Source organism: Streptomyces sp. NPDC044571, from assembly GCF_040647115.1.
GTDB lineage: Bacteria > Actinomycetota > Actinomycetes > Streptomycetales > Streptomycetaceae > Streptomyces.
The window spans coordinates 1-13,061 of record NZ_JBEZBN010000055.1; the positions used below are offsets into that span (position 1 = coordinate 1).

A 13,061-nucleotide genomic window follows, 5' to 3' on the forward strand; every position below is an offset into this window, starting at 1 on the left:
CCGCCGGCTCGCCCCCGACGGTGAACGTACCGCCCCCACCGGGCGGTACGGGGCCCCTCGCCGCGAAGCAGGTGCAGCCTCTCGCCTGCGGGCCCTGGCGGGCCCTCGCCCGCGGCTACGCGGCGAAGCGGCGGTCGCCGGTCAGCGACCACACGGCGGCGATGCGGCCGTCCGTGACCGAGAACATGTCGATGCCGCTCTTGGTGACGGGTGCGCCCGAGCGGTCGGTGTACGTCGCGGTCCACCGTGCGGCGAGCTGTCCGCGCGCCCCGTCGACGACGGGCGCGCCGTCGACGGCGTAGGTCAGTCCGGTGAGGCTCTGGCGGTGGGCCGCGATGAAGGCGGTGAGCTCGCCGCGTTCGAGTGTGGCGCCGGTGCCGGTTCCTTCGACGGCGTTCGCGAACCGGAGCCGGAAGCCCGGTGCGGTGATCTGCTCGGCGCGTACGAGTTCGCCGTTCCACAGTGCCGTCCAGTCGTCCAGCAGTCCGGCGCCGTGCTCCCGGGTCAGCAGGGCCGTTTCGGACGTGGGGGCGGTGGTCTGGGGAGACATGGGATGCCTTTCCGTTGTCGGTGTGGGCACCAGCCTCTACGCCTTGGGCGACAACCCCCTGTCGGTGTTTACGAGTGCGTCGAGAGCGACGAACTCCCGGCCCAGGGTGTCGAGCGCGGCAAGGTCCACCGGGCGGGGCGGTGGTGTCTCCGCCAGCGCCTCGGCCTCCCGGATGCGGTCGAGGCGGAAGCCGCGTACCGCGGCGCGCAGTCGGCACCAACCGATGAGGTACCAGTGCTCGCCGCCCAGGAATCCCAGGGGTTCGACCGTGCGGTCGGTGGTGGTGCCCTGCGCGTCGGCGTAACGCAGGCGCAGGAGCCTTCGTGTGGAGAGCGCCTCCCGCACGGCGTGGGGCAGGCCGGCGGGCGGCCGTGGGGAGGCGGCCAGCCGGACGCGGCCGGCGAGTTCGTCCGCTGCCCGGCGCTCCCGAGGGGGCATGACGGCGAGGACCTTGTGCAGGGCCGAACGGGCATCGGCTGCGAACGGCGTCCCGGACAGGGCGTGCAGACCCACCGCCAGCGCGGTGGCTTCGGCCGGCGTGATCGCCAGGGGCGGCAGGGTGTGCTGCTTGTCCAGGACGTAACCGCCGCTGCGGCCGGGCTCGGCGTAGAGGGGGACACCGGCCTGCTGGAGGGCGCCGAGGTCGCGCTCGATGGTCCGGGTGCTGACGTCGAAACGCCCGGCCAGCCAGCGGGCGCTTCTGGGCCGGGGAGATGCGGCGCGCAGCTCCTCCACCAGCGCGTAGAGGCGATCAGTACGGTTCACGGGACAGGACCGTAGCCCAGAGCGGGCTGAGCCGGTCCGGCTGAACGGTGTTCACGGGGAGCGGCCACCTGTGGGAGGCCACCTGTGGGAGCGGCCGGGGCCTCCCACACGCTCAACGCCCGTGTGTCCGGGCAGGGGCGGCCTGCGCGCCGGGGTGCTCCGGCCATGGACGGACCGCTTATTTAGGTTGACCTTATTTTAGGTTAGCCTTCCCTTATGAACTCCCTGTACCTGGCCGCCTCGGCCGACTACGCCATGCCTCCGCTCTGGCGCATCCTCACCAAGTGCGGATACTTCCTCGGCCTGTCCGGGGCGATCGGCGCCACCGTGACCTACGCGGCCTCGGTCCGCCCCGCACTGCGCCCACCGGATACCCGCAGCGGCGATGCCGACGCCATGAGACGAAGAGCGGCCGGCTACCTGGCCTGGGCCGGGGTGGTCCTCGTGGTCGCGGGCTACTTCCAGCTCGCCGGCCGCGTGGCCCGGGCGGGCAAGGGCATGCCGTTCGGCGACGCCCTCGCACCGGACCGGATGGCGGACTTCCTGATCGCGCCGGCGGCCAAGGGGGCGTGGATCGCCCAGGGAACGATCTACCTGGTCCAGAACGTCGTCCTGGTCCTCGCGTCCGCCGCCCTGATCGCCCTGTTCCTCCCGCGGGCGCGCCGCCACACCGACACCCTCGCGCTGACCGCCCTGCCCCTGACGCTCACGGTGACGCTGGTGGCGGCGGTGCCGGCCACCAAGCCGAAGAACGCGGACAAGTGGCTGGACCTCGTCTTCGGCCAGACCCACATCATCAGCGGCGTCGTGTGGGTGGGCGGCCTGGCCCTCCTCGCCGTCCTCACCGGCGCCCGCGGCCGACTGAGCGAGGACGCGGGCGCGCTGTGGGCCGACGTCTGGCGCCGGTTCGCCTTCGTCGCCCTGATATGCGTCGGCGCGGTGCTCACTTCGGGCCTGTGGATGAGCTGGAAGCACGTCGGCTCCGTCAGCCAGCTCTGGACGACCACGTACGGCCTGTTCCTGCTCGTCAAGATCCTGCTCGTCCTCGGCATGGTGACCGCCGGCGGCATCAACCAGTTCTGGCTGATGCCCCGTATCACCCGGGCCCGGCGCGAAGACGCCACGTCCTCGCTGCTGCACCTGACGCTGGGACACTTCCCGAAGGTCGTCTGGGCCGAGGTCGCCCTCGGGGTCGCCGTCCTGACGGTCGTGCCCTTCCTCGGCGGCTCCGCCCGCTCGGAGGCGGGCAGCCCGCAGGCCGTCTCCAGCGGCAGCACCTTCGCCGTGGGCGCCCTCCTCGTCCTCACCCTGGCCGCCTCGCTCTACGTCACGGTCAGGACCTCAGAGGCCTTGGCCCGGCGCACGGCTCCGGCAGCGTCCTGACCGGCCGGACGCGTCAGCGCCGGTAGCGGCGCAGCATGAACTCGATCTTCTCCAGGAACCGGCGGGTTTCGGCCGTGGCCCCGTGACCGGGGCCCAGCACCCGGGCCTGGTCCGCGAGCAGATCCCGCAGGAGCGGCAGGGCGCGGGGAAGGTCGCCGGCGGTGATCAACCAGTCGACGAGGTCCCTGCGCGCGGACAGGGCGCCCGGATGATCGGCGTCGAGGAACCGTTCGTAGTCGGCGATCAGTACGGTGAACTCCGCGACGGCGTGCGCGATGTGCCCGCTCTTGCCCAGCAGCATGGCGATGTTGCGCCGCGTGGCGAGGGTCCGGGAGTCGGCGGCGCCGTAGACGCGGACCTCGACGGGCAGCAGCCGCCGGAGCTCGGCGAGGCCCGCGGCGGGATTGAGCTCCCCGCGCCAACTGGCGATGTTGCTGCGGGCGCTGAGCGTCTCGGGGCCGTTCACTCCGAAGGCCTGCTCATACAGGGGCACCAGCTCGGCCAGCGCACTGATGGCGGCAGGGATGTCCCCGGCCTCACCGCGCCACCGCGCGAGGTTCCCCCGGGAGACCAGTGTGTGGGGGTGGTCGGCGCCGTGGATCCGGGTGCGGCGCTCGACGAGGTCCTCGAACCCGCGTACGGCCGCCGCCGTATCGCCGGCCTCGCCGAGGTGCGTGGCGAGGTTGGCCCGGTCGTTGAGGTTCTCGGGGACGTCCTCCTCCCCCCAGGCGCGGGTCCGGTCGGCGATCACCTGTCGCCGTTCCTCCGCCGCGAGCGCCGGATGTCCCGACGCGGCGAGCCAGGTCGCGTAGTGCCCGCGGGCGAGAAGGGTGTCGAGGTGGTCGGCGCCCAGATGCTCCGCTGCCGTGGCGGCGAGTTCCTTGAAGTGGGCGGCCGCGCCGTGGACGTCCCCGTGGCGGCCGAGGCTCGCCCCCAGGCCGAACAGAAGGGTGTGCCCGTCCGGGTCCCACAGGGCCGCGCCTCCGTGACCGGCCAGGGCGCGGGCGTTGAGCCGCAGCGACTCCTGCAGGCCTGCCTTGAACCGCTCGTTCCCCAGGGTCACGAGGGCATCGGCGACAGCCCGTACCCGGCCGCGCCAGGTCTGGGCCGCCGCCGGTTCCCGGCGCGCCGCCTCCCTGGTGGCGCGCTGGACGAGGGCGTGCACCTTCACCTCGCGCCACGGGTCGTCCTCGTCGTCGGTGAGCAGGTTCAGTCGGTGGAGCACCCGTAAGGCCTTGTGCACCTCCTGTGCCTGCACGTCCCGGCCGACCAGTTCCGCGAGGTGGTGGGCGGTGGTGTCCGCGGTGATCAGGTCGCGCGGGATCCCTGCCGGGTCGAGGAGCGAGACCAGCAGCATCACAGCGGGCACCACACCGCCGGGCACGAGCCGGGAGGCCAGGTCCAGCGAGATCGCCCACGTGGTCTCCACGGGGTCCTGGTAGGGGTCCGGGAACTCGGCCGGCCGGGGGAACAGGTCCTCCAGGCGCGTGCGGTACTCGGCGAACTCCGCCCGGTAGGCCCCGACCGTCTTCCCCTCCTGGATCAGGTAGGCGGCGGCGTGCGACAACGCCAGCGGCAGCCGCCCCAGGTCCTCGGCCAGTGCCGCCACCTGCTGCTCCGGTGGGGTACCCGGGCCTTCACCGGACCACAGGCGGGAGTGGCGGGCGAGTTTGTCGAGCAGGAACTCCTGCGCCTCCTGAGCGCTGTAGATGCCGACTTCGACGACCCGCCGCCCCTCGCGCCACAAGCTTTCGCCGCGGTAGCGGGTGGTCACGATCACCTGGCCGGCCTCGGTCGGCCCGGGCCACCACGGCTGCACCTCGGTGGGCAGCTGGACGTCGTCGAGCACGATCAGCCACCGCCGCGAGGTGACCGACAGCCATTCCATCAGCCGGGCGGCGGCCTGTTCCGGCTCGGTGGCATCGGCGCCCAGCAGCCGGGCCGCGGCCTGGGCGTAACTGGTGACGACCTGGTACGGGTCGCGCGCGGACACCCAGATGATCAGCTCCAGGCCGCGGTCCTGCCAGACCTGCCGTGCGTACTGGGCGGCGAGTTGCGTCTTGCCGACCCCGCCCAGCCCCGACAGCACCCGCTCCCGTACGGGGTCGTTCCGGCGGTGGGTGAGGACCACCGACTGGCCGGCCTCGACCGCCTCGGCCACCGGGGCGAGTTCGGGGCGCTTCACGAAGGCGTCCGCGGCCGTGGGGGGCCTTCCGATGCGCACCATCCCGGCTTCCGGGGCGACGCCGCGGCCCGAGGCGTCCTCGAACCGGTCCTTCCAGTAGCCGGCCGCTCCCCGCTCGCCGGCCAACTTCGGGTTGTCGTCCTGGCGGTGGAGGCAAGCCGCGATGTACGCGTCCACCGTCCGGGTCCGGGCCGCGGTCCTGGCTGCCAGCAGGTTGCTCACGCTCTGATCGGAGATCGGCTGCCCGACCAGTTGTGACCGCCGCGCGAGCTCGGCGGGAGCCGGGCTCCCGGCGCGTGCCAGCAGGTCCCGCAGGACCTCCGCCCCGCGCTCGCGTGCCGCCCGCCGCCCCGCCTCGTCCTCGCCGGCCATGCGCGTCCCCTCGTGCTGCTGCCGCAACGACAGTACGCGCCAAGTTCCGCCAAATTCCCGGGGTTGGCCCGAATCCCCCGGCCGCAGGGTTACCTGATGCCCCGCACAGCGGCACACCAGGCCGCATGATCCCAGGAGGTCCGCCATGTCCCGTACACGTCCCCGCCGTTGCCGGCGCCGTCGGCCTGACAGCCGGCTCTCCGCCACCCTGGCCGGAGCGGCGCTGGCCGGCCTGGTCCGCGCGGCCGTCGACTGGCTGGTCGGCCTCGCCGGTGACCTGAGCCCCTGACCCGTCGGCGCGAGACCCGGCGCTTTCCGGCGGAAGCCACGGCTCCGCGGCGACCCGGGCCGCCACCGGGATCCGGTGATCAGTGTCCGGCGGCGGCCTTCACCACGGCGACCGCCGTGCCGATCGCCGCGTCGATCCCGCCCGCCAGCACCGCGTAGATCCTTCCCCCGCCCATCCGCAGGCCTCCGACGCACCCCCAGGCGAACAGGCCGGCCACGTTGACCCATCCGGCCGTCACCAGGGCGGTCTCCAGGCCCATGACCCCGAGGGCGGACGCGCCGATCAGCAGGAGCGGCCCGACCGCGGACAGCAGCAGAGGGCTGCTGATGAAGAGCATCTCCCGCAGTTCCCGCCCCGACGCGAGGGCGCCGTGTGCCACTCGATGGGCCTGCTGGTCGGCCACCAGGGCGGCCAGCCACAGGCTCACGGAGGCGGTGCCGACCGTCGCCACCGCGCCCGGTACGTCCACGTGACCGCTGCCGACGAGTCCGAGGACGACGGAGATCATGGTGATGGTCGCGTAGAGCCGTTCCTTCAGCCGGGCCGCAACCAGCCGCACGTCGACGCCGCCCGGCGCACGTTCCGTCACGCCCCCCACCGTACGGTGCGGGGCCGCCGCCCCTCCGGAACAACACCGGGTACGACGCGGCACGGCGGGGCCGGACGGTGGCGGCTTCGATCCCGCCGCCCCGTTCGGTCCCGCTCGCCTACTTCTTGATCTCGTTGAGGCAGAGCACGAACTGCTTGCCCGACCGGCGCCGGGACCCGCTGGTCTGCTCGTGGTAGCCGATGTCCGACTTGCCTTCGCACCGGGCGGAGTCCAGGGTGCCGGGTATCACCTCGACCACCTTGTAGGCGGCCCCGGTGGTCCCGCACTTGACCACCTGCAGGTCGGGGCTGACCGTGGACCCGTTGTTCTTCAGGCAGTCCCCGACCTTCGCCTGGTCGGCGTCGTCCCGGCTCAGGAAGTAGCCCACGGCGACGACTATGAGGGCGATGACGACGCCGATGATCTTCAGGATCTTCAGGAAGCCCATGCCCCCGCTCCGGGCCGGCGGCGCCGGCGGCGGCGCAGCCCACTGCTGCTGGGGCGGGTACATCTGCTGCGGTGCGGCGCCGTAGGGGGGCTGGGCCTGCTGCTGCGGGAAGCCGGGCTGGGGCGGGTACCCCTGCGGCGGCTGCTGGGCGTACGGGCCGGGCTGGCCGTACGGGGCGGCGGGGCCTGGCTGCGGCGGATAGGTCATACGGGAGTCCCCCATGAGGCGTGCGTACGTCTTTTTGACGTGCGCACGCTATAGCAATCGATCACCATCCCCTCAATCCGGCCGGCCCCCGCGGCCCTCGGTCGTCGGCCGCTTCACCGTGGGCATGGCCTGCTCAGCCCAGATGATCTTGCCCGTGGACGTGTACCGGGTCCCCCAGTGCTGCGTCGTCTGCGCCACGATGAACAGGCCCCGGCCGCCCTCGTCGTCGTTGGCCGCGTGCCGCAGGTGCGGTGAGGTGTGGCCGCTGTCGGAGACCTCGCAGATCAGCGTCTGGTCGCGGATCAGGCGCAGTTGGACGGGGCCGTCCGCGGCATAGCGGATGGCGTTGGTGACCAGTTCGCTCACCACGAGCTCCGTGGTGAACACCAGGTCGTCGAGCCCCCACGCGCGGAGCTGGGCGGAGGCCGCGGCCCGCGCCCGGCCGACGGCCTGGGGGTCGGCGTCCAGCTCCCACACGGCCACCTGCTGCCGGCCGAGGATCCGGGTACGGACCAGCAGCAGGGCCGCGTCGTCGTCGGCCGGGCGCGGCAGCAGGGCGCCGACGGCTTCGTCGCACAGGTCGTCCAGGGGCCGGCCCGACCGGCTCAGGACAGCGCTCAGCACGTCGAGTTGCTCGTCGAGGTCGCGGCCGCGGCTCCGCACCAGGCCGTCGGTGAAGAGGGCCAGCAGGCTGCCTGGGGGGAGGGTCACCTCCACGGACTCGAAGGGCATGCCGCCCAGCCCCAGCGGCGGTCCCGGCGGCAGTTCGGGGAAGGTCACCGTGCCGTCGTCCGGGTCCACCACGGCGGGCAGCGGATGCCCGGCCCGCGCCATCGTGCACGTCCCGGCCACCGGGTCGTATGCGGCGTAGAGGCAGGTGACCCCGAGGGCCTCGTCCTCGGGCACTTCCTCGCCCTCGATGCGCGCCGCGGCCCGCTCGTCGGCGCCCTGGGTGACGAGGTCGTCGAGCCGGGCGAGGACCTCGTCGGGGGCGAGGTCCATCCGGGCCAGCACGCGCACGCTGGTCCGCAGACGGCCCATGGTGGCGGCGGCGCCCAGGCCGTGCCCGACCACGTCCCCGACGACCAGTCCCACCCGGGTCCCGGACAGGGCGATGACGTCGAACCAGTCGCCGCCCACCCCCGCCCGGCTGTCGGCAGGCAGGTAGCGGTACGCGAGCTCCACGGCGGACAGTCGGGGCAGCAGCCTGGGCAGCAGGCTGCGCTGCAGCAGCAGGGCGGCGGCGTGCTCGCGGGCGTAGCGGCGGGCGTTGTCGACGCACACCGCGAGCCGCGCCACGAGTTCGTCGGCGACGGCCAGTTCGCCGTCGTCGAAGGGGTTGGTGCGGTGCTCCCAGATGAAGGACACCGCGCCCAGATCGGTCCCTTCGCTGCGGAGCGGTACGGTCAGCCGGTCCGGTTCGCGTTCCGGGCGGCCGGGGGCAGGGGCCCGGACATCGGCGAAGCCGGGGCCGGGGCCGGATCGTCCGCCGGGACGCTCCCCGGGAGGCCATACCCGCACCATCCGGGTGTCGGGCAGGGTGACGCTGCGCGGCCGGTCGGCGTGGAGCACCGTCTCCAGCAGGTCCACCGTGACCGCATCGGCGAAGGCCGGGGTCGTCACGGCGGCGAACTCCCGGGCCGTGTGGTGCATGTCGAGCGTCGTGCCCACGCTCCTGGCGGCGCGGACCAGCAGCTCAAGGCGCTGCTGGGCGAGATAGCGCGCGGTGATGTCGACCGTCTCCTCGCATACGCCCAGCGGTGTTCCGGCCGGGTCCTCCAGCCGGTAGTACGAGCACGACCAGACGTGGTCGCGGTCGGGGGCGGAGGGCGGACGGCCCCGGTAGTGCAGTTCGATCACGGGCTCGCCGGTGGCGAGCACCTCGCCCATGACCTCCTCCAGCGTGCCGGGCATGCCGGGAGAGACGACGACCCCGTGCGTGACCATGTCGTCCGGGCCGACTCCCGCGTACTCGGCCGGCCCCATCTCCTTGTAGAGGGCGGCGTTCGTCCACACCACGCGCAGCCGGGTGTCGTAGATGGCCAGGCCGACGGGCGACTGCGTGGCCAGCCCGCGCAGCATCGACTGCAGGGCGTTCCACTGCCCGGTCGCGCCGGCGTCCGCCATGGCGAGCAGCCGGGCGGGCCGCGTCCCGGCGCCGCCGGGCTCCTCGCCGCCAGGCGACAGGGCCACGACCGCCACCGCAGCCGGCGCCCTGTGCCCGTCGCGGTGGCGCAGCCGCAGCACGTGCAGCAGGCCCGGCAGGAATTCGGGCGCCACGACGTCGGTCACGAGCTCGGCGAAGTCCCGGCCGAGCACCTCCGCCGCCGTGTACCCGAGCAGCTCCGTGGCCGCCGGGCTCCAGCCCACCACCCGGCCCCCGCCGTCGAGGACCGCCATGGCGGCCCGGGACACGTCGAGGGGGCCCTGCAGTTCATCGAAGCCGGGGATCTCGCTCATGAGGCCTCCCCCCACTGCGCAGGCCGGCGCGCGGCCGGCGGCAGGGCGACGCCCGTCGGTGGTTCCCCGTACGACGCGCGGGCGGTCCGCGCCGCGCGCCCGCCTCGGCACGGGCACGGCGGACGGCCGGCTCGTACGGAACGCCTCCGCCGTGGTCCGGCGCCCGGGTCACGCCTCTCTCCCGGTCACACAGCCAGGATGCCCCTCCCCGCGCCACTGCCGCATCCGGACGGCCGCTGCGCGAACCCGGACGGCCGCCCCGGCCGGTTCCGCGTCGGGGAGCGGTTCACGCGGCCCGGACGGCCTGGCGGGCGCGGGGGGTCAGAGCTGCGTACTCCAGCGGTGCCGACGGGTCGACGGACACGTCGAGCGGGGCCGGTTCGGCGCCGGAGCGGACCAGCAGGTCGCCGACGGCGGCGATCATCGCGCCGTTGTCGGTGCACAGCGTCAGGGACGGGACGCGCAGTTCGATCCCGGCGGAGGCACAGCGCTTCTCCGCCAGGGCCCGCACCCGCGAGTTGGCCGCCACTCCCCCGACCACGACCAGCGTGTTCACGTCATACGCGCGGCACGCCGCGAGCGTCTTGCGGGTCAGCACGTCCGCCACGGCCTCCTGCAGAGCGGCCGCACCGTCCGCGACGGAGAGCTCCTCCCCGCGCAACCGGTGGCCTTCGACCCAGCGGGCCGCCGCCGTCTTGAGGCCGGAGAAGGAGAAGGCGTACGGGTCGTCGCCCGGGCGGGTGAGCGGGCGCGGGAAGACCACCGCCCGCGGGTCGCCGTCCCGCGCCGCCTTGTCGATGGCCGGTCCCCCCGGGTAGGGCAGGCCCAGGATCCGGGCCACCTTGTCGAAGCACTCCCCCGCCGCGTCGTCCAGGGTGTCGCCCAGGTGCAGGATCGGCTCGCGGACGAGGTGCCGTACGAGCAGGGAGGTGTGGCCGCCGGAGACGATCAGCACCACACAGGGTGAGGGCAGCGGTCCGTGTTCGAGGGTGTCGGCGGCGACGTGCCCGGCCAGGTGGTGGACGCCGTACAGCGGCACGCCGGCCGCGTACGCGAGCTGCAATATATGTGCAATAAGCGCCGCCTCCGGACCGGCCTCTGCCCGAGCCCGCCGCCGCACCGGTCAGAACATGGTGTTGTCGTTCTCCGAGGTGGGCGGGATGGCCTGCAGGACGTCCCAGTGCTCGACGATCTTCCCGTCCTCGTCGAGGCGGAAGATGTCGATGCCCGCGTACTCCTCCTCGGGCCAGGTCTGGTGGCAGTGCAGGATCACGTGGTCGCCCTCGGCGAAGACACGCTTGAACTCGACGCGCTTTCCGGGGTATTCGGCGGCCATGCGCTCGAAGTAGTCGATGAACGCCTGCTTGCCGTCGCCGACGTGCGGGTTGTGCTGGATGTAGGTGTCCCCGGCGTACGCGTCGATCGCCTCGGCCGGGCGGCACCGGTTGAACATCAGGTCGTAGAAGGCCTTGACCGTGGCCTTGTTCTTCTCGGGATCGGTCATGGCGCCACCGTAGGTTCACACCCGGTTCGGGCGCGGCGCACCGCGCCGGTCGGACGCATCCGGCCGACCGGCCGGCGGGGAGCCGCGCGGCGACCGCGCGGGCGGCCGTCGGCGAGCCGGGAATCGCCTGCGAAGGGCTGAACGCAGGGTCCCTCCTGCGTAGGCTCGCTCCGGCGCCAAAATGATCGAGGAGGACCCCATGAACCCCGCCGGGGAAGGGCTACGGCAGCTGGACGCGGTCAGCGTCCTCAATGCGAAGGCGACACTCGTCCATCTCCTCGGCCGGGCGGGGGTCCACCCGGAACACGCGGAGGAGCTGATCGGACTCGTCCAGGCCGGCACACTCGCCGTCGCGCACACCGAGATCAGCAGGAGCGGGGAGAGCGCCCCGCGGGAGAAGGGCGAGCCCTACGCGTCCGGCTGGCTCGACGGCGCGCACGCCGTCGGAGACGAGCTCGCCGACATCGCCGAGCGGGCATTGCGGGACGCGGTCGGCGCCGATCCGTCACAGGGCTCCGCGGACGCCCATCGCCCGGTCGGGAGGATGGAGCTGGAGCGGGCGAAGGTGGCCGTCGGGACCCTCTACCCCTCGTTCGCCGCGGTCTCCGACCTCGATCCCGAGGTCTCCGAGCAGGTGCTCACCGCCGTCCTCGGCACGATGAGCACCCGGGAGCGCACCGGGTACGCGGGCCGGCTGACGCGGTTCGCCTCGGCCCACCGCGTACACCTGGAACAGCTGTACGCGCAGTACGGGCCCGGCAGCGCCATCGCGATCCACGGCCGCTACTCCCTCCTCCACTCCCCCACCAGCATCGCCGTCTTGGAACGCCTCGTCACGGAGCCGTCGGCGCTGCGGGAGGAGTGGGACGCGGCCGAACTGCCGCCTGCCTGGCTTGAGGGGCTGACGAGGGCCTGGGACTCGGCCGCCTGACCCCGGCGACCGGCGCGAACCGCCGGTGCGGCCTCGGGTCCTGTCAGGTGGGTGTCAGGAGCAGCGGGACCGGGTCGCCGTCGGCCCAGCCGGGCGGGATCGCGGCGAGCGCGTCGGCCACGGCGGCCCCTCGGAGGAACGCCGCGCCGTGTCCGTCGGTGATCCTGGCTCCCGGCCCGTCCCAGGTGGCGGGCACCAGCCGGGTCAGTCCGGGAGCGGGCCGGACCGGTCCCGTGACGGGTACCTGCGGAAGTGGACCGAGCGTACGCCCTGACAGGCCGGCGATCAGCGGGCCGAGCAGCGTGTGGGCGGCGACCAGGGCGGCGTACGGGTTCCCGGGCAGCCCCACCACCCAGCGGCCGGGGTCGAGTTCCGCGAGCAGCATGGGGTGTCCGGGGCGGCAGGCGACCGTGTCGACGACCATCCGGGCGCCGGCCTCGTCCAGCAGGCGGCGCAGCTGATCCGTGGCGCCGACCGACGTGGACCCCGTGACCACCACGACATCGACGCTCCGCAGCGCCTGGACGGCCTCGGCCAGCAGCCCCGCCGGCCGATCGGGAACGTGCCGCACCCGGCAGGTCTCGCCGCCCAGCGAGGTGACCAGCACCGGCAGGAGCGGCCCGAGCGCATCGCGGACCCTTCCGGGGCCCGGTCGGCCCGCGTGCTCCAGCTCGTCCCCCGTGATCAGTACGCCGACCCGGGGCCGCGGCCGTACCTCCAGCGTGTCGTGGCCGCAGGAAGCGGCGAGCCCGACCAGCGCCGGGCCGATCCTCGTACCCGCCGGAGCGAGGCAGCCACCGGCCGGCGAGTCCTCGCCCGTCCTGCGGATGTGCCGACCGGGCGGCAGCGCCGGGCCCGACACCCGGTCACCGCCGCCGCCCGACGCAGACTCCAGCGGCAGCACGGCGCACGCCCCGGCCGGGACCTGGGCTCCGGTGGATATCTCCACGCAGTCCCCAGCGCCCAGCACGCCCGACCAGGCCGCACCGGCGCGGACGGCCCCGCGGACGCGCCAGGGACCGGGGCCTGCCACCGCGTAGCCGTCCATGGCGGCCGTGTCGAACGCCGGGAGCGGATGCAGGGCGCGCAACTCCGCGGCCAGCGTGAGCCCCGCGGCCTCGGCCAGTGGCACCGTACGGGGGGCCACCGGCCCGGGCGCACCGTGCGCCAGCATCCGGGCCCGCGCCCAGGACACCGCGGGATGCCGTGGCGGCGCGTCGGATGCAAGGACGGGGGCCGGGGTGGTGGCGCGGGCGGTGGCGGGGGCAGGGGCGGTGGCGGGGCCGGACGGGGCGGTGGCGGTCGCGGGAGGCATGGTCCGACCTTCGCCCCGCGGCGTTTCCGGGCGTCACCGGGAGGGTTGCCGCGGCGCTCCGAT

At 73.9% G+C, this 13,061-nt stretch carries 11 protein-coding genes and 1 pseudogene; 3 read left to right on the forward strand and 9 right to left on the reverse strand.

Features of this window, described 5'->3' with window-relative positions:
* Positions 1 to 115: 115 nt before the first annotated feature.
* Together AB0B01_RS24965 and AB0B01_RS24970 are read right to left on the reverse strand one after the other, a co-directional pair.
* Positions 116 to 550 carry a nuclear transport factor 2 family protein gene (locus AB0B01_RS24965; RefSeq protein ID WP_361723173.1) on the reverse strand — a complete coding sequence of 145 codons (435 nt, stop codon included), beginning with the start codon at positions 548 to 550 and terminating at the stop codon, positions 116 to 118.
* A 36-nt stretch (positions 551 to 586) separates the two neighbouring features.
* The gene (locus AB0B01_RS24970) at positions 587 to 1,315 is read right to left on the reverse strand and encodes a YafY family protein (RefSeq protein WP_361723176.1); all 729 of its coding nucleotides are present in this window, start codon (positions 1,313 to 1,315) and stop codon (positions 587 to 589) included.
* 216 nt (positions 1,316 to 1,531) lie between these two features.
* Between AB0B01_RS24970 and AB0B01_RS24975 the strand changes: the two genes are divergently transcribed.
* A complete protein-coding gene (locus AB0B01_RS24975) occupies positions 1,532 to 2,698 on the forward strand; it encodes a CopD family protein (protein ID WP_361723179.1) in 1,167 nt (388 codons plus the stop codon).
* A gap of 13 nt (positions 2,699 to 2,711) precedes the next feature.
* On the opposite strand, the gene AB0B01_RS24980 is transcribed toward AB0B01_RS24975, so the two are convergent.
* On the reverse strand, positions 2,712 to 5,255 hold the full coding sequence (locus AB0B01_RS24980) for a tetratricopeptide repeat protein (protein WP_361723182.1): 2,544 nt from the start codon (positions 5,253 to 5,255) through the stop codon (positions 2,712 to 2,714).
* A gap of 145 nt (positions 5,256 to 5,400) precedes the next feature.
* Here AB0B01_RS24980 and AB0B01_RS24985 point away from each other — a divergent pair, with 145 nt between their 5' ends.
* Positions 5,401 to 5,544 (forward strand): hypothetical protein, encoded by a 144-nt coding sequence (locus AB0B01_RS24985; RefSeq protein ID WP_361723185.1) that lies wholly within the window; start codon positions 5,401 to 5,403, stop codon positions 5,542 to 5,544.
* A gap of 79 nt (positions 5,545 to 5,623) precedes the next feature.
* Here the strand turns inward: AB0B01_RS24985 and AB0B01_RS24990 are convergent, their stop codons facing one another.
* The 5 genes and pseudogenes from AB0B01_RS24990 to AB0B01_RS25010 all read right to left on the reverse strand — a co-directional run bounded on the left by AB0B01_RS24990 (position 5,624) and on the right by AB0B01_RS25010 (position 10,752).
* Positions 5,624 to 6,133 (reverse strand): hypothetical protein, encoded by a 510-nt coding sequence (locus tag AB0B01_RS24990; RefSeq protein ID WP_361723188.1) that lies wholly within the window; start codon positions 6,131 to 6,133, stop codon positions 5,624 to 5,626.
* Positions 6,134 to 6,251: 118 nt separating this feature from the next.
* Positions 6,252 to 6,803: a hypothetical protein gene (locus tag AB0B01_RS24995; RefSeq protein WP_361723191.1), complete on the reverse strand. Its 552-nt coding sequence runs from the start codon at positions 6,801 to 6,803 to the stop codon at positions 6,252 to 6,254.
* A 57-nt stretch (positions 6,804 to 6,860) separates the two neighbouring features.
* On the reverse strand, positions 6,861 to 9,248 hold the full coding sequence (locus AB0B01_RS25000; RefSeq protein WP_361723194.1) for a SpoIIE family protein phosphatase: 2,388 nt from the start codon (positions 9,246 to 9,248) through the stop codon (positions 6,861 to 6,863).
* Positions 9,249 to 9,534: 286 nt separating this feature from the next.
* Positions 9,535 to 10,305 (reverse strand): annotated as a pseudogene (locus AB0B01_RS25005) (tRNA (adenosine(37)-N6)-threonylcarbamoyltransferase complex transferase subunit TsaD); the annotation flags it as partial.
* A gap of 66 nt (positions 10,306 to 10,371) precedes the next feature.
* The gene (locus AB0B01_RS25010) at positions 10,372 to 10,752 is read right to left on the reverse strand and encodes a nuclear transport factor 2 family protein (protein WP_361723197.1); all 381 of its coding nucleotides are present in this window, start codon (positions 10,750 to 10,752) and stop codon (positions 10,372 to 10,374) included.
* Between the two features lie 199 nt (positions 10,753 to 10,951).
* On the opposite strand from AB0B01_RS25010, the gene AB0B01_RS25015 reads away from it, so the two are divergent.
* Positions 10,952 to 11,683 (forward strand): hypothetical protein, encoded by a 732-nt coding sequence (locus tag AB0B01_RS25015; RefSeq protein WP_361723200.1) that lies wholly within the window; start codon positions 10,952 to 10,954, stop codon positions 11,681 to 11,683.
* 43 nt (positions 11,684 to 11,726) lie between these two features.
* Here the strand turns inward: AB0B01_RS25015 and AB0B01_RS25020 are convergent, their stop codons facing one another.
* Positions 11,727 to 12,998 carry a molybdopterin molybdotransferase MoeA gene (locus AB0B01_RS25020; RefSeq protein ID WP_361723203.1) on the reverse strand — a complete coding sequence of 424 codons (1,272 nt, stop codon included), beginning with the start codon at positions 12,996 to 12,998 and terminating at the stop codon, positions 11,727 to 11,729.
* Positions 12,999 to 13,061 lie beyond the last annotated feature (63 nt).

What these genes read in the sequence shown, in the direction of transcription:
- AB0B01_RS25015 (WP_361723200.1), top strand. Translation starts at nt 10,952, where the DNA reads ATGAACCCCGCCGGGGAAGGGCTACGGCAGCTGGACGCGGTCAGCGTC.
- AB0B01_RS25010 (WP_361723197.1), bottom strand. Translation starts at nt 10,752, where the DNA reads ATGACCGATCCCGAGAAGAACAAGGCCACGGTCAAGGCCTTCTACGAC.
- AB0B01_RS24995 (WP_361723191.1), bottom strand. Translation starts at nt 6,803, where the DNA reads ATGGGGGACTCCCGTATGACCTATCCGCCGCAGCCAGGCCCCGCCGCC.
- AB0B01_RS24980 (WP_361723182.1), bottom strand. Translation starts at nt 5,255, where the DNA reads ATGGCCGGCGAGGACGAGGCGGGGCGGCGGGCGGCACGCGAGCGCGGG.
- AB0B01_RS25000 (WP_361723194.1), bottom strand. Translation starts at nt 9,248, where the DNA reads ATGAGCGAGATCCCCGGCTTCGATGAACTGCAGGGCCCCCTCGACGTG.
- AB0B01_RS25020 (WP_361723203.1), bottom strand. Translation starts at nt 12,998, where the DNA reads ATGCCTCCCGCGACCGCCACCGCCCCGTCCGGCCCCGCCACCGCCCCT.
- AB0B01_RS24985 (WP_361723185.1), top strand. Translation starts at nt 5,401, where the DNA reads ATGTCCCGTACACGTCCCCGCCGTTGCCGGCGCCGTCGGCCTGACAGC.
- AB0B01_RS24975 (WP_361723179.1), top strand. Translation starts at nt 1,532, where the DNA reads ATGAACTCCCTGTACCTGGCCGCCTCGGCCGACTACGCCATGCCTCCG.
- AB0B01_RS24965 (WP_361723173.1), bottom strand. Translation starts at nt 550, where the DNA reads ATGTCTCCCCAGACCACCGCCCCCACGTCCGAAACGGCCCTGCTGACC.